Annotated in this window: 12 protein-coding genes; 4 read left to right on the forward strand and 8 right to left on the reverse strand. The window is 73.0% G+C overall.

Annotation, left to right across the window (positions count from 1 at the left end):
* Positions 1–160: 160 nt before the first annotated feature.
* The 6 genes from WAB15_RS28025 to mce form a co-directional block, all read right to left on the reverse strand.
* Positions 161–1,447, reverse strand: a complete 1,287-nt coding sequence (locus WAB15_RS28025) for an ABC transporter ATP-binding protein (RefSeq protein WP_407287925.1) — start codon at positions 1,445–1,447, stop codon at positions 161–163.
* 138 nt (positions 1,448–1,585) lie between these two features.
* Complete coding sequence (locus WAB15_RS28030; RefSeq protein ID WP_407287926.1) at positions 1,586–2,362, reverse strand: ABC transporter permease subunit; 777 nt, start codon at positions 2,360–2,362, stop codon at positions 1,586–1,588.
* A 3-nt stretch (positions 2,363–2,365) separates the two neighbouring features.
* Positions 2,366–3,421 carry an ABC transporter ATP-binding protein gene (locus WAB15_RS28035; RefSeq protein ID WP_407287927.1) on the reverse strand — a complete coding sequence of 352 codons (1,056 nt, stop codon included), beginning with the start codon at positions 3,419–3,421 and terminating at the stop codon, positions 2,366–2,368.
* A gap of 147 nt (positions 3,422–3,568) precedes the next feature.
* Positions 3,569–4,507 (reverse strand): cellulose-binding protein, encoded by a 939-nt coding sequence (locus tag WAB15_RS28040; protein WP_399149592.1) that lies wholly within the window; start codon positions 4,505–4,507, stop codon positions 3,569–3,571.
* A 113-nt stretch (positions 4,508–4,620) separates the two neighbouring features.
* Entirely contained in the window at positions 4,621–8,871 is a 4,251-nt protein-coding gene (scy, locus tag WAB15_RS28045; RefSeq protein WP_407287928.1) for a polarized growth protein Scy, read from the reverse strand.
* A 208-nt stretch (positions 8,872–9,079) separates the two neighbouring features.
* Positions 9,080–9,520 carry a methylmalonyl-CoA epimerase gene (gene mce / locus WAB15_RS28050; RefSeq protein ID WP_399149594.1) on the reverse strand — a complete coding sequence of 147 codons (441 nt, stop codon included), beginning with the start codon at positions 9,518–9,520 and terminating at the stop codon, positions 9,080–9,082.
* Between the two features lie 137 nt (positions 9,521–9,657).
* Between mce and WAB15_RS28055 the strand changes: the two genes are divergently transcribed.
* Together WAB15_RS28055 and meaB are read left to right on the forward strand one after the other, a co-directional pair.
* Positions 9,658–10,860 (forward strand): acetyl-CoA C-acetyltransferase, encoded by a 1,203-nt coding sequence (locus WAB15_RS28055; RefSeq protein WP_399149595.1) that lies wholly within the window; start codon positions 9,658–9,660, stop codon positions 10,858–10,860.
* A gap of 53 nt (positions 10,861–10,913) precedes the next feature.
* Positions 10,914–11,873: a methylmalonyl Co-A mutase-associated GTPase MeaB gene (gene meaB / locus WAB15_RS28060; RefSeq protein WP_399149596.1), complete on the forward strand. Its 960-nt coding sequence runs from the start codon at positions 10,914–10,916 to the stop codon at positions 11,871–11,873.
* Positions 11,874–11,966: 93 nt separating this feature from the next.
* On the opposite strand, the gene WAB15_RS28065 is transcribed toward meaB, so the two are convergent.
* A complete protein-coding gene (locus WAB15_RS28065; protein ID WP_407287929.1) occupies positions 11,967–12,632 on the reverse strand; it encodes a PepSY domain-containing protein in 666 nt (221 codons plus the stop codon).
* Between the two features lie 142 nt (positions 12,633–12,774).
* On the opposite strand from WAB15_RS28065, the gene WAB15_RS28070 reads away from it, so the two are divergent.
* Positions 12,775–13,491 (forward strand): response regulator transcription factor, encoded by a 717-nt coding sequence (locus tag WAB15_RS28070; RefSeq protein WP_407287930.1) that lies wholly within the window; start codon positions 12,775–12,777, stop codon positions 13,489–13,491.
* Positions 13,484–14,905: an ATP-binding protein gene (locus WAB15_RS28075; protein WP_407287931.1), complete on the forward strand. Its 1,422-nt coding sequence runs from the start codon at positions 13,484–13,486 to the stop codon at positions 14,903–14,905. Before WAB15_RS28070 ends, WAB15_RS28075 begins: the two co-directional genes overlap by 8 nt.
* A gap of 39 nt (positions 14,906–14,944) precedes the next feature.
* On the opposite strand, the gene WAB15_RS28080 is transcribed toward WAB15_RS28075, so the two are convergent.
* On the reverse strand, positions 14,945–15,421 hold the full coding sequence (locus tag WAB15_RS28080; protein ID WP_399149600.1) for a MarR family winged helix-turn-helix transcriptional regulator: 477 nt from the start codon (positions 15,419–15,421) through the stop codon (positions 14,945–14,947).
* Between the last annotated feature and the right edge of the window lie 113 nt (positions 15,422–15,534).

Below are 15,534 nucleotides of genomic sequence, written 5' to 3' on the forward strand. Positions count from 1 at the left end.
GGCGGTGCGGCCGGCGGTGCGGTGGGCGGCATCGGCGGTGGGGGTCCCCCCGCGCGAGCGGAGTCGAGCGTGGGGGAGGCCGGCATCGGCTGCTGCGGTGCGCCGGCGTCGTGCGGTCCGCGCTCAGGCTGCGGCTGGGGCTGCGGCTGCTGAGGGCTGGTCATCGGGCGTCCTCGTTCTGCGGCGTGGGCAGGGGGGCGGGGGCACCGGCCGGCGCGGGGTGTCCGGCGGCGGGGGCGGGGTGCGCGGGCGGGGCGCCGGCGGCGGTCGGCGGCATGGGGGCGGCAGGCTGCTGCCCGTAAGGGTGGGGCGCGCCGTACGACGCGGGTGCCCCGTACGGGTGACCCTGTGCCGGCGGCGGATAGCCCGCCCCCGGGGCGGCGGCGGGCACCTGGCCGTACGGAACCTGCTGGGCGTACGGATTGGGCTGTTCCTGGCCGGGCATCGGGGGCCGGCCACCCGCGTACCCCGGGACGCCGCCCTGCGGGGCGTACCCGGCGGCGGCCTGCTGCAGACCGGCCCGCGGATCGTTGGTCGAGCGGTAGTCCACGGCGGCCTGCGTCATCCGCATGTACGCCTCTTCCAGGGACGCCTGGTGCGGCGACAGCTCCCAGAGGCGGACATCGGCCTCGTGCGCCAGATCGCTGATCCGGGGCAGCGGCAGCCCGGTCACCCGCAGCGCGCCGTCCGGCTCCGACGCCGCCTGGCCGCCCGCCTCACCGATCGCGGCGGTCAGCTTCTCGCGCTGCTCCGGCTCGGTGTCCGGAGTGCGAACCCGGGCGAAATCGGCGGAGTTGGCCGAGATGAAGTCCTTGACCGACATGTCCGCCAGCAGCTGTCCGCGGCCGATCACGATCAAGTGGTCGGCGGTCAGCGCCATCTCGCTCATCAGGTGGGAGGAGACGAAGACCGTACGGCCCTCGGCCGCCAGCTGCTTCATCAGGTTGCGCACCCACAGGATGCCCTCGGGGTCCAGGCCGTTGACCGGCTCGTCGAAGAGCAGCACCTGCGGATCGCCGAGCAGCGCCGCGGCGATGCCCAGGCGCTGCCCCATGCCGAGCGAGAAGCCCTTGGAGCGCCGGCCCGCGACGTCCTGGAGACCGACCACGCCGAGCACTTCGTCGACCCGGCGGGCGGGGATACCGGACAGCTGGGCGAGCGAGAGCAGGTGCTGGCGCGCGCTGCGGCCGCCGTGCACGGCCTTGGCGTCGAGCAGCGCGCCCACCTGGCGCGGGGCGTTGGGGAGACTGCGGAACGGGCGGCCGGTGATGGTGGCGTGCCCCGAGGTCGGTGCGTCCAGGCCCAGGATCATGCGCATGGTCGTCGACTTGCCGGAGCCGTTGGGCCCCAGGAAGCCGGTCACCGCACCCGGCCGTACCTGGAACGACAGGTTGTACACGGCCGTCTTGGCGCCGTAGCGCTTCGTCAGGCCGACTGCCTCGATCATTCTCCGCCCCTCGCGAGATGGTCGGGGCAGAGGTGCTCTCGTACCCCCGTGAGGGTTAGGAGGCTATCCGGCCGTTGACGGTTCCCGTCAATTTCGTCACGGGGTGCGCGAAGCCCGTGCGGGGGCGGGCGCGAGCGGTTATGCGTCCCGTCTCTTCAGGAGTACGTAGCCGCCGATCAGGGCGGCCGCGGTCCAGGCGATCATGATGCCGAGTCCGCCCCACGGGCCGTAGGGCACATCGCTGCCGGCGGGGGGCACCACCTCCATGATCTTCCGGCCCGCCTGGTCCGGGAGGAAGCGGCCGACCTTGCGGGTCGCGGAGACGTTGCCCAGGATCTGCGAGATCAGGAAGAAGAACGGCATCAGGATGCCCAGCGAGAGCATCGCGCTGCGCAGCATCGTGGCGACCGCCATCGAGAACAGCGCGATCAGGGTCATATAGAGGCCGCCGCCGATCACCGCGCGCAGCACCCCCGGATCACCGAGGTGCGCGCGCAGGACCTCGCCCAGCGCCGCCTGCCCGGCGAAGAACGCGACGAAGCTGGTCGCCAGGCCCACGACGAAGACCAGCGCGGTGGCCACCAGCAGCTTGCAGAACAGGAAGGTGCCGCGCTGCGGTACGGCCGCGAGCGAGGCGCGGATCATGCCGGTGCTGTACTCGTTCGAGACCACCAGCACCCCGAAGACGATCATCGCGAGCTGGCCCAGCCCCATCCCGGCGAAGCTCAGGTTGGTGGCGTCGAACGACAGCCGCTCCCGGGCCGGCACGGCGGCGAAGTCGTTGCCGACCAGCGTGCAGATCAGCACGCCGAGCGCGATGGTGACCACGACGGCGGTGCCCAGCGTCCACACCGTGGACCGCACCGTCCTGATCTTGGTCCACTCCGAACGGATGACCTGTTCGACCACCGCCATCGGTCAGCTCCTCTTCTCGCGCCAGTCGGCACCCCAGCCGGCCGCCCGGGGCGTATCGGGCCCCGCGACGGCCGGCCCCGGGGACTGCGCCGGCTGCGGGGGCTGCTGGGGTTGCGAGGGCCACGGCGGCCGACCCGGTGCGGCGTGCGGTTCGCCGTCGTGCGCGTGGTACTCCACCGACCCGGCCGTCAGCCGCATGAACGCCTCCTCCAGGGACGCCTGCTGGGGGCTCAGCTCGTGCAGGACGAGGTTGTGGGCGGTGGCCAGTTCGCCGAGCCGTTCGGCGGGCACCCCGTCGATCTCCAGTGAGCCGTCGCCGACCGCCACCGCGTGGATGCCCGCGTCGCGCAGCACACCGAGCAGCCGCTCCCGCTCCGGGGACCGCATCCGGACGTACGACCGCGAGTTCTGGTGGATGAAGTCCTTCATGGACGTGTCCGCCATCAGCCGGCCCTGCCCGATGACCACCAAGTGGTCGGCGGTCAGCGCCATCTCGCTCATCAGGTGGGAGGAGACGAAGACCGTACGGCCCTGGGCCGCGAGGTTCTTCATCAGGTTGCGGATCCAGTGGATGCCCTCGGGGTCCAGGCCGTTGACCGGTTCGTCGAAGAGCAGCACCTGGGGGTCGCCCAGGAGAGCGGCGGCGATGCCGAGCCGCTGGTTCATGCCGAGGGAGAAGCCCTTGACGCGCTTCTTCGCCACGGAGCTCAGGCCCACCGTGTCGAGCACCTCGGCGACCCGGCTGCGCGGGATGCCGTTGCTCTGCGCCAGGCACAGCAGATGGTTGGCGGCGCTGCGGCCGCCGTGTACCGCCTTCGCCTCCAGCAGCGCGCCTATGTACGTCAGCGGATCCTGCAGCTGTCGGTAGTGCCGGCCGTCTATGCGGACCGTACCGGAGGTGGGGTTGTCCAGATCGAGCATCATCCGCATGGTCGTCGACTTGCCCGCGCCGTTGGGGCCGAGGAAGCCGGTGACGATGCCGGGCCGGACCGTGAAGGTGAGGTCGTCGACGGCGACCGTGTCGCCGTAATGCTTGGTCAGCCCGTCGAGCTCGATCATGTACAGCACGCTAGGGGCGGCTCACGGGCCCTGCCACCGGGGCGCGGCCGCCCGGTCGACCCCTACGACAGCGCCCCCGTAGCCGCCTCGGTGGGCGGAAATACGGGGGCGCGGTCGTACGGGGGAGTGGTGAAACCTTCCGACGGCTCAGCGGGTCTGCTGGGCCGGGACGCCGCGGGAGATGGCCTCCTCGTCGCCGGGGGCGCCGGCCGCGGCCACCGCCGCGCCGGTCAGCGTCGCCAGCATCTCGCGGACGTTGGTCAGCTGCGCGTTGATCGAGTCGCGGCGGTTGGTCAGCGCCGCCAGCTCGCGCTCGGATTCGCTGCGGATGCGGTCCGCCTTGGCGTTGGCGTCCGCCACGATGTCCTCGGCCTGGCGCTGCGCGGTCTCCACCGTCTGGCGGGCCCGGCGCTCGGCGTCCGTACGCAGCTTCTCGGCCTCCAGGCGGAGCTGCTCGGCGCGGTGCTCGATCTCCGCGAGCCGCTTCTCGGCCTTGGCCTGTCGCGAGGCCAGGTCGCGCTCGGACTGCTCGCGGCGCTTGGCGAGGTTGGTCTCGAAGTCCGCGGCGGCCTGGGCGGCCTTGGCGCGGGTCTCCTCGAAGAGGGAGTCCGCCTCCTCGCGCTTGGACTGCGCGTCCTTCTGCGCCTCGGCACGCAGCGTGGACGCCTCGCCCTTGGCCTTCTCGACGATCCGCGCGCCCTCGTCCTCGGCCTTCGCCTTGCGCTCGGCGGCGAACGACTCGGCGTCGTTGCGGACCTGCTGGGCGGCCGACTCGGCGAGCTCGCGGTGCTGCTCGGCGGCCCGGCGGGCCTCCTCGCGCAGATCCTTCGCCTCCTCCTCGGCAAGACGAAGGATCTTCTCCACGCGCGCTCCGAGGCCCGCGTAGGACGGTTCGGCGTCATTGACCTGCGCCTGGGCGTTCTGCGTTTCGAGGTGCAGCTCCTCGATCCGCTTTTCCAGCGACGTGATGCGGGCCAGCGCGCTGTCGCGGTCGGCGACGAGCTTCGTGATGCGGTCATCCACCTGACCGCGGTCGTACCCACGCCGCACGAGCTCGAAGCCGAAGGGGGAGGAAGTGTCGCTCATGGGGTTCCTGTCGAAGAGACCGGTGAGGTGATAAGGAGAATCCTAGGGGTCACAACGGCGTGTCATCGAGTCATTGCCCGTTTGATCTGGAGAATGACCCCTCATTTGAGTGGCTACCCTTCAGACTGCTTGCCACTCGAACGAGTTGCGCCGGCGCCCGCGCCCGCTTTCACCCCGTTGCCCTTGTTGTCGCCGCCTCCGCCGGGTGCCTCGAACGACTCCAGGGCTTCCAGAACGTCCTGAACACGGGAGATTTCGGCGTTGATGTCCTCCCGCCGGCGCACCAGGACCTCCAGCTCCCGCTTGCCCTCGTCCACGATGCGGTCGGCCTCCGCCTTGGCCTCGCTGCGCATCCGCTCCGCGTCGCGCACCGCCTCGCCCTTCTTGTTCTCGGCCTCCTTGATCAGGCCCTCGGCCTTCTTCACCGCCGCGATCCGGACCTTGCTCGCCTCGCTGTTCGCGTCCGCCATCATCCGGTCGGCCTTCTCCTCGGCCTCCACCTGCTGGGCGGTGGCCTGCGCGATGAGCTTGTCGACCCGTTCGCCGGCGTTCTTCATCGTCTCGGCCGACTCCCGGCGGGCCCGCTCGTGCAGCTCCTCGACCTCGGACTCGATGCGCTGACGCAGCTCGTCGGCGCGCTCCCTGATGGCCGTGGCGTCCCCGCGGGCCTCCTCCAGCAGCGAGTTGGCGTCCGTACGGGACTTCTCGACCCGCGCGTTGCCGTCGGAGGTCGCCTCCGCGACGATCCGCTCGGCCTCCTTGCGGGCCGCCCCGACCATCGTGTCGGCCTGCTCCTCGGCGGCGGTGGCCGCCTTCAGCGCCTCCTCCTGCGCCTTGGCGATGAGCTGGTCGGCCTGCTCGGCGGCGTCCCCGCGGCGCTTGGCGGCGTCCTTGCGGGCCTCGTCGAGCAGCTGCTCCGCCTCCTGCTGCGCCTCGGCGCGCATCCGCTCGGCCGCCGCCTCCGCGTCCTCCTTGACCCTCGCGGACTCCCCGCGGGTGCGGGTGGCGTGCTCCTGGGCGGCGGTGACCGTCTCGGCCGCCTCCGACCGGAGCCGGTCGGCCTCCGCCGTCGCCGTCGCGACCATGCGGTCGGCCTGCTCGCGGGCGTCGGCCCGGGTGCGGTCCGCGTCCCGCTCGGCGTCCGCGGTGGTCTTGGCCGCCTCGTTGCGCAGCCGCTCCGCCTCGGTCGCGGCCTGTGACATCAGCTCGTCGGCCTGCTCCGCGGCGTCCGAACGCGTCTTGTTGGCCGCCTTGCGCGCCTCGTCGCCGGTCTGCTCGGCGTCCTTGCGCGCGCCCTCCAGCACCTCGGCCGCCTCGGCGCGCAGCCGCTGGGCCGTCTCGGTGGCCTCCGCCACCAGGGACCGCGCCTGCTGCTCGCCCTCCGCGCGCACCCTTTCGGCGGCCTCGCGGCCCTCGGCGAGGGTGCGGTCGGCGTCGTCCTGTGCCGAAGACGTCAGCTCGGTGGCCTCGGTGACGATCCGTTCGGCCTCCGTACGGGCCTCGGTGATCAGCCGGTCGGCCTGCTCCGCGGCGTCCGAGCGCATCCGGTTGGCGTCGTCCCGCGCCTCCGCGCGAGCCCGCGCCGCGTCCTGCTCGCCGGACGCCAGCGCGTCCGAGGCGTCCGTACGCAGCTGCTGGGCCTTCGCCGAGGCGTCCGAGACCAGCTTCCCGGCCTGCGCGGTGGCCTCCGACACCAGCCGGTCGGCCTGCTCGCCGGCCTGCGTCCGCGCCGTGTCGGCGTCCCGGCGCGCCTCGTCCAGCACCCCGGCCGCCTCGGTGCGCAGCCGCTCGGCCTCCTCGATCGCCTCCGCGACCGACCGCTCGGCCAGCGACTTCGCGGCGTCCGACGCCGCCTGCGCCTCGCTCCGGATCCGCGCCGCGTCCTGCGAGGCGCGCTCCCGCTCCTCGTAGGCGTCGGTGCGGACCCGGTCCGCCTCCTGTTGCGCCTCCGTCTTGGTGCGGTCGGCCGCGTGCTCGGCCGCCGACCGCAGACCGGCGATCTCCTCGGCGGCCTGCTCGTGCAGCCCCGCGACCGCATCCCGCACCTGCTGGGCGGTCTGCTCGGCCGTCGCCACCAGCTCGGCGGCGCGCCGGTCGGCCTCCTCGACCAGCCGCGCGGCCTCCTCCTGGGCCTCGCTCACCCGCGTACGGGCCGACGCCAGCAGCTCCTCGCTCTGCTCGCGGGCGGCGGTGCGCTCCTGATGGGCCTCCTCGCGGGCCTCGCCCAGCAGCTGCTCGGCCTCCCGGCGCCGCCGCGCGGCCTCCTCCTGCGCCTCGGCCAGCGCCTGCGCGGCCTCCGTGCCCGTGCGCTCGGCGGCGGCCGCCGCCTCCGCGCGCACCCGGTCCGCGGTCTCCTGGGCCTCCGCCTTCAGCCGCTCCGCCTCGGCCGACGCCTCGCTGCGCAGCCGCGAGGCGACCGACTCGCTCTCGGCGCGCGCCGCCGAGGCGTCCGAGGCGGCCTCCGTGCGCAGCCGCTCGGCCTCGTCCTCGGCCTCCTGCTGCAGCGTCCGCCGCCGCTCCGCGGCCTCCGACTTGAGCCGGGCCGCCTCCTCCTGGGTCTCCCGGCGCAGGCGCTCGGCCTCCGCGCGGGCCTCGCGCAGCGACTCCTCGGCGGCAGTGAGCCTGTCGTCCGCCTCGTTGCGCAGCCGGTCCAACTCCGCCTGCGCCTCGGTGCGCCGCTCCTCCGCGGCCGCCTCGGCCTCCGCGCGCAGCCGCGCCGCGGCCGCCTCGGCCTCGTCGGTCACCAGCTCCGCGGCCTCGGCGCCCTCGGTCAGCAGCTGCTCGGCCTCGGCACGGGCCCGCTCCAGCGCGTCCTCGGCCTGCCGGCGCAGCGCCGTGGCGCGCTCGATGGCCTCGGTCCGTACCCGCTCGCTCTCCGTGACGGCGCCCGAACGGGTCTCCTCGGCATCGGCCTTGGCCTTGGCCAGCAGGTCCTCGGCGGTACCGGCCGCCTCCTCGATCTGCTGGACCGCCTCCCGGCGGGCCTCGCTGCGGATCCGCTCGCCCTCGGCGACCGCGTCGGCGCGCAGCTGCTCCGCCTCGCCGCGCAGCCGCCGCGCCTCCTCCTGGAGCTCGACGGTCTTGGCGCGGTACTCCTTGGTGTCGTCCTTCGCCGCGCCCTTGAGCTGCGCCGCGGTGTCATGGGCCTCTTCGCGCAGCCGGTCCGCCTCGGACTCGGCCTCCCTGCGCAGCCGTTCGGCCTCCTCGGCGGCGGCCTTGGTGGTGGCCTTGGCGTCCTCCGAGGCCTTGGTCAGCACCTCCTCGGCCGTACGCGCGGCCTTCGCCAGCTGCGCCGCGGAGTCCTCGGCCACCCTCGACCGCGCGGACTCCTGCGCCTCGGAGACCAGCCGCTCGGCCTCCGTACGGGCGTCGGCGCGCAGCTGCTCGGCCTCCGCCTTGAGGGCCTCGGCCTCCTTGGTGGCCTCACCGACCAGCCGGGCGATCTCCGCCTTGGCCGTACGGGTGCGCTGCTCGTTCTCCGACTCGGCGGCCGACAGCCGCTTGGTGGCGCTCTGCTGCGCCTCCTCGACCAGCTTCTCCGCCTCGGCACGCGCCTCGCGCAGCGCGGTGTCCGCCTCCTGGATGCGGGACTCGGCGGTGCGGGTCAGCTCCGTGGCCTGCCGGCGGGACTCCTCCGCGTCGGTGCCGGCGCTGGTGCGCAGCTGCTCGGCCTGGTCGGTGGCCTCCTGGGCCTGGTTGGAGGCGGCGGTCAGCAGCCGCTCGGCGTCCGCACGCGCCCGGCGCAGGATGGATTCCGCTTCGGTGCGGGCCTCTTCGGCCTCGGTGCCGAGCCGCTCACGGGCCCGCTCGACCAGCCGCTGCGCCTCGGCCCGCGCGGACGCCAGTGCCTGCTCGGACTCCGCCCGGGACTCCTCCATCAGGCGGCGGGCCTGCGACTCCGTACGGGCGCGGAGCTGTTCGGCCCAGGCGACGTTCTCGTTGACGTGCGATTCGACGGTCTGCCGGCGCTCGTTGAGCTCCTCGTCGAGGCGCTGGCGGCGGCCGACCGCCTCGGCGTGCAGCTCGGCCTCCAGCCGGGACTGCCGCTCGGCCTGCTCCTGCAGCAGCCGCTGGGTCTGCGCCCGCGTCTCGCGCAGCTCGCGCTCGGCGTCCGAACGCAGCTGGTCGGCCTGGATCTGCGCATTGCGCAGCAGCTGTTCGGCCTGGTGACTGATGTTGTCGTAGGCAGGGCGGGTCGCGAGGTTGCGGCGCGCCTCATGCAGCTTGGCGCGCAGCACCTCGACCTGGTAGCCGAGGTCGTCGGCGTGCTGGACGGCCTTGTCCCGCTCGGTCTTCAGCCGCTCCATCTCGGCTTCGAACTGCGAGAGGTGGTCGTCAGCCTCGTAGCGGTCGTTGCCCCGCACTGCGCGGTCCCATCCGTCCCCTGGTCATGGTGGCGGCCGGCTCCGGTCCTGCAGTGGTCGTCCCGTACACGTCACGTCGTACCGGACTCACACCCGTTGGAGCCGACCCTTCCGAAGAAATGGTGTCAGATCATCGGCAGAGTATGGATCGAGCCCCATTCCCGTACCCCGGCCGAGGCTGCACTCTACCGGCCGGGGAACGCGAAGGTCAGTGGTCCGTCGCGGCGGGGGGCGCGGCGGTGACGAGTTCGGTCAGCACACCGTGGCAGTCCTTGGGGTGCAGGAAGGTGATCCGCGACCCCATCGAACCCGTCCTGGGCTCGTCGTAGAGCACCCGGACGCCCTTGTCGCGGATGGCGTCGGCGTCGGCGTCGACGTCCGCGGTGCCGAAGGCGATGTGGTGTACGCCCTCACCGTTCTTGGCCAGCCATTTGCCGACCGCGGAGTCCTCGCGGGTGGGCTCCAGCAGCTGGAGGTAGGAGGCCCCGCCGTCCGAGGTCTCGTTGATCTTGAGCATGGCCTCCCGCACGCCCTGCTCCTCGTTGACCTCGGAGTGGAACACCTCGAAGCCGTACGTGGCACGGTAGAACTCGACAGTCTTGTCGAGGTCGAAACAGGCGATCCCGATGTGGTCGATTCGCGTCAGCATGGCTCCAGTGCACCCCTCTCACGGCTGGTTACGCAACGTGCGCGCGATCACACCCGCTTGCCGGTGACCCGGCGGGTACCGCTCAGTACATTGACGGGAACCCTCGTTAACTTCCCTGCAAAGGAAGGCCGCATCGCATGTCTGCAACGAACGGCACCACCTCAGTCATCGTGGCGGGAGCACGTACCCCGATGGGGCGGCTCCTGGGATCCCTGCGGACCTTCTCGGGCGCCGATCTGGGCGGGGTCGCCATCAAGGCGGCCCTGGACCGGGCGGGCATCGGTGGTGACCAGGTCCAGTACGTGATCATGGGCCAGGTGCTGCAGGCCGGGGCGGGGCAGATCCCGGCACGCCAGGCCGCGGTCAAGGCCGGCATCCCCATGAACGTCCCCGCGCTGACCGTCAACAAGGTCTGCCTCTCGGGCCTGGACGCCATCGCGCTGGCCGACCAGCTCATCCGCGCCGGCGAGTTCGACGTCGTCGTCGCCGGCGGCCAGGAGTCCATGACCAACGCCCCCCACCTGCTGTCCAAGTCCCGTGAGGGCTTCAAGTACGGCGCCGTGGAGATGCTCGACGCGATGGCCCACGACGGCCTGACCGACTCCTTCGAGGGCATCGCGATGGGCGAGTCGACCGAGAAGCACAACACCCGGCTGGGCATCGCCCGGCCGGAGCAGGACGAGATCGCCGCGCGCTCCCACCAGCGGGCCGCCGCCGCCCAGAAGAACGGGCTCTTCGAGGCCGAGATCACCCCCGTGGAGATCCCCCAGCGCAAGGGCGAGCCGGTCGTCTTCAGCAAGGACGAGGGCATCCGCGCCGAGACCACGGCGGAGTCGCTGGGCAAGCTGCGCCCGGCGTTCGCCAAGGACGGCACGATCACCGCCGGCACGTCCTCGCAGATCTCCGACGGCGCGGCCGCCGTCGTCGTGATGAGCAAGGCCAAGGCCCAGGAGCTGGGCCTGGAGTGGATCGCGGAGATCGGCGCGCACGGCAATGTCGCGGGCCCGGACAACTCGCTGCAGTCCCAGCCGTCCAACGCCATCAACCACGCCCTTGCCAAGGACGGCCTCACCGTCGACGATCTTGACCTGATCGAGATCAACGAGGCGTTCGCGGCCGTCGCCGTGCAGTCAATGAAGGATCTCGGGGTATCCCCGGAAAAGGTGAATGTCAACGGCGGCGCGATCGCCCTGGGCCACCCGATCGGCATGTCGGGCGCCCGCATCGTGCTGCACCTCGCGCTGGAGCTGCGCCGGCGGGGCGGTGGCGTGGGAGCCGCCGCGCTGTGCGGTGGCGGTGGCCAGGGCGACGCGCTGATCATTCGCGTACCGGGTAAGTAAGCGCGTACGGGCGGGCCGGACGCGGACGAGCGAGCCGAAGGAGACGGGCAGCGATGGTGGACGTCCCCCAGCTGGTGGAGCAGGCACGGCAGGGCCGGCCCCGGGCCGTGGCCCGGTTGATCTCCCTCGTGGAGGGGGCGTCACCGGAGCTGCGCGAGGTGATGGCGGCGCTGGCGCCGCTCACCGGCAACGCCTATGTCGTCGGGCTGACCGGCTCCCCCGGAGTGGGGAAGTCCACCACCACCTCCGCCCTGGTGACGGCCTACCGCAAGGCGGGCAAGCGGGTCGGCGTGCTCGCCGTCGACCCGTCCTCGCCGTTCTCCGGTGGCGCGCTCCTCGGCGACCGGGTCCGGATGAGCGAGCACGCCTCCGACCCCGGCGTGTACATCCGCTCGATGGCCACCCGTGGCCATCTGGGCGGCCTGGCCTGGGCCGCGCCGCAGGCGATCCGGGTCCTGGACGGTGCCGGCTGCGAGGTGATCCTCGTGGAGACGGTCGGCGTCGGCCAGTCCGAGGTGGAGATCGCCTCGCAGGCCGACACCAGCGTGGTGCTGCTCGCGCCCGGCATGGGCGACGGGATCCAGGCCGCGAAGGCCGGGATCCTGGAGATCGGCGACGTCTACGTCGTCAACAAGGCGGACCGGGACGGCGCGGACGCCACCGCCCGCGAGCTCAACCACATGCTGGGGCTGGGCGAATCCCGGGCGCCGGGGGACTGGCGCCCCCCGATCGTCAAGACGGTCGCGGCGCGCGCCGAGGGCGTCGACGAGGTCGTCGAGGCGCTGGAGAAGCACCGCGCCTGGATGGAGGAGCACGGCGTGCTCTCCGAGCGCCGCCGTGCCCGGGCCGCCCACGAGGTCGAGGCGATCGCGGTCACCGCGCTGCGCGAACGGATCGGGGACCTGAGCGGCGACCGCCGCCTGGACGCCCTGGCCGAGCGGATCGTCGCCGGCGAGACGGATCCCTACCGGGCGGCGGACGAGCTGGTGGACGGGCTGACGAACGGGGGCTGACCCCCCGGGGGCCGACTCGTCGGACAGGCCTGAGGGCCGGGGCACCGCGGTGCCCCGGCCTTGGCGCGATCCGGCCCTGGCGCGGACTCGTTCTCAGTCGTCCGCGCCGTCGTTGTCGTCGTCCGCGTCGTGCGCGGGGGCGGCGCTCAGCTTGCCGGACCGCGGGTCGACCAGCAGCTTGTGCTCCTTGCCGTCCTTGGTGACGGTCTCGACCTCCCAGACGGCCTTCGACCGGTGGTCCCCGTCCAGCTCGACGGAGGTCACCGTGCCGTGCGACGCGGCGCTGCGGGCGGCGGCCGCGGCGTCGGTGCGGGCGCCCTTGAGCGCGGCCTGCGCGCGGGCGTGATCGTCGTCGTCGCCGTGCTCGACGTGCTGGTTCAGCACCCGTGCGGTGCCCGCGTCCAGCGTGAGCTCGTGCCACGTGCCGTCCTTGCCCAGGACGTCCGCGTCCCAGACCAGGCCGGGCCGGTCGGTGTCCAGGTCGAGGCCGGTGACGGTGCCGGGGACGGCCTTGAGGGCGGCGGCCGCGGCCTCGGGAGCGGTCACCTTGGCGGCGCCGGCCTCGCGGACCTCCTCCTGGCCGTGGTCGTCGGCGTCCCGCACCTGGATGCTGGACCGCTCGGCCGGCTGCGCCGAGGCCTGCGCGCCGGACCGGGCGCTGCCGGGACCGCTGTCGTTGTTGACCGCGACGGCGGTGACCGTGCCCCCGGCGACCAGGGCGGCCGCGGCGGCGGTGGCGATGACGAGGTGGCGCTTCATGTGTCTCTCCCCTGAGTCGGCTGTGCGAACGCTGTCGAGATCGGTGGTGCGATCGCTGTGCCAACACCATGGCCGGGCGAAGCTGAAGGGGAGCTGAAGGCGCCTGAAGGGGTCTTCAGGTTCGGCCTGGCAAGGTAGCTGTATGCGCCCTCCCGTCAGCCACCACCACCCTGACCGAGGCGCCGCGCGCCGCCCCTTTCGACTGTTGATCGTGGAGGACGAGAAGCGGCTGGCCCTGTCGCTGGCCAAGGGCCTGCGGGCCGAGGGGTACGCGGTCGACGTGGTGCACGACGGCCGGGAGGGACTGCACCGGGCGGGTGAGGGCGGCTACGACCTGATCGTGCTGGACATCATGCTGCCGGGCATGAACGGCTACCACGTCTGCGGGGCGCTGCGCGCGGCCGGCAGCGAGGTGCCGATCCTGATGCTGACCGCCAAGGACGGCGAGTACGACGAGGCCGAGGGGCTGGACACCGGCGCCGACGACTACCTGACCAAGCCGTTCTCGTACGTGGTGCTGGTGGCACGGGTCAAGGCGCTGCTGCGGCGGCGCGGGCCCGGTGCGCAGCCCGTGTTGCGGGTGGGATCGCTCGCCATCGACCAGGGGGCGCGCCGGGTCGAGCGGGACGGCGCGGAAGTGGCGCTGACCGCGAAGGAGTTCGCCGTACTGGAGCAGCTGGCGGTGCGGCCGGGCGACGTCGTCTCCAAGGCGGAGATCCTGGAGCACGTCTGGGACTTCGCCTACGAGGGCGATGTCAACATCATCGAGGTCTACGTCAGCGCGCTGCGGCGCAAGCTCGGCGCCGGGCATATCGCGACGGTGCGCGGCGCGGGGTACCGGCTGGTGGCCGGTGACTAGGGCGCCGGGTTCCGTACGGGCCAGGGCGGCGGCCGGCGCGACCGCGGTGGTGGCGCTGGCGCTGATCGCGGCGGGCACCGCGGTGCTGCTGGTGCTGCGCGGCAATCTGCAGCAGCAGGCCGGGCTGCGGTCCGAGGTCGCCGCGCGCGAGGTCGCCGCGCAGATCGCCACCGGCACCGCGTACCCGAAGCTGGATCTGCCGGACGGCGACGATCACCCGGTGGTGGTCACCGACGAGGACGGCCGGGTGCTGGCGGTGGGCGAGGACGTACGGGCGGTCGACGGCAAGCGCGTGACGGGCGGGCAGCAGGGCGGCGCGGAGCACGCCCCGCCGCCGGATGACGACGACGGCGACGATGACGACGACGCGACCGGGCTCAGGCCCGGTGAGGTCGACGACGACGTCCGCTATCTGGACGGGACCGCGGATGTCGACGGCACGGTCGGCGACTACCGCTTCGCGGTGGTCGGGGCCAAGGACAGCCGGGGGGAGAAGGCCACGGTGCGGGCGGGCTCGGCGCTGGCACCGGAGCGGGACGCCGTCGGGTCGGTGCGCGACGCCATGCTGATCGGGCTGCCGCTGCTGCTCGTGGTGGTGGCGGGGGTGACCTGGCTGGTGACCCGGCGGGCGCTGCGGCCGGTGGAGGGCATCCGCGCGGAGATGGCGGCGATCACGGCGAGCACGGACCTGTCGCGGCGGGTGCCGGAGCCGGCCGCGCGGGACGAGATCGCCCGGCTGGCGCGGACGACCAACGAGACGCTCGCCGCGCTGGAGGCGAGCGTCGAGCGGCAGCGGCGCTTCGTGGCGGACGCCTCGCACGAGCTGCGCAGCCCGATCGCGAGTCTGCGCACCCAGCTGGAAGTGGCGGTGGCGCACCCGGAGTTGCTGGATGTGCCGGGTGCGGTGGCCGACACCGTACGGCTGCAGCGGCTGGCGGCGGATCTGCTGCTGCTGGCCCGGCTGGACGCGGGGGAGCGGCCGGCGGACGCCCGCGTCGACCTGGCGGCGATGGTGCGCGAGGAGAGCTCGCAGTGGGTCGGGGACCGGATCCCGGTGCGGGTGGGGGAGTCGGCGAGCGTGGAAGTGGCCGGGTCCCGGAGCCAGTTGGGGCGGGTGCTGGGCAATCTGCTGGACAACGCGCAGCGCCATGCGGCCTCGTCGGTGCGGGTGGACGTGGTGCGCGCGGGGGAGTGGGCGGTGCTGCGGGTCGAGGACGACGGGCCGGGGGTCCCGGAGGCGGAGCGGGAGCGGATCTTCGAGCGGTTCGTACGGCTCGACGACGCGCGGGCGCGGGACGACGGCGGGGCCGGGCTGGGGCTGGCCATCGCGCGCGATGTCGCGGTGCGGCACGGCGGCACGCTGGCCGTCCGCGAGGGCGCGGTGTTCGAGCTGCGGCTTCCGGTGGCCGGTTGATCAGGCGCCGCGGCCCCGGGGCGGGGCCGCGGGGCCGGGTCAGAGGCCGCCGCGATGCGTGCGGAGGTGTTCGGCCACCGGAGTGAGCGAGCTGCGCAGCGCTTCGAGGGCGTCGGGGGCGAACAGGTCGATGAAGTGCTTGCGGACCGATGCGACATGGTGCGGGGCGACCCGGCGCATGGTGTCCCAGCCCTCCTCCGTCAGCACGGCGTAGAGGCCTCGACGGTCCGATTCGCAGCTCTCGCGGCGCACCAGACCGGCGTTCTCCATCCGGGTGATCTGGTGGGACAGACGGCTCTTGGACTGCAGGGTGCTGGCCGCCAGGTCGCTCATCCGGAGCCGGTGGTCCTCGGCCTCGGAGAGGTTGACCAGGATCTCGTAGTCGTTGTTCGTCAGGCCGAACGGCTGCAGATCGCGCTCCAGTTGGTGCATCAGCAGCCGGCTGACGTCCAGATGAGTGCGCCAGGCACGCTGCTCCTGGTCGGTCAGCCAGGGGGTGTCGCTGTCGGTCGTCATGGATGAATTCTATCCGTAAAAGTTGAATAATTAATTAATCGGGCCGGGGTGGCGGCGCCGATCGGCCGGGGTCGGACGTTGGTCATTCGTTCGATGTCACCGTCCGCAGACTA

This window comes from Streptomyces sirii (assembly GCF_045690365.1).
GTDB classification, from domain to species: Bacteria; Actinomycetota; Actinomycetes; order Streptomycetales; family Streptomycetaceae; genus Streptomyces; species Streptomyces sirii.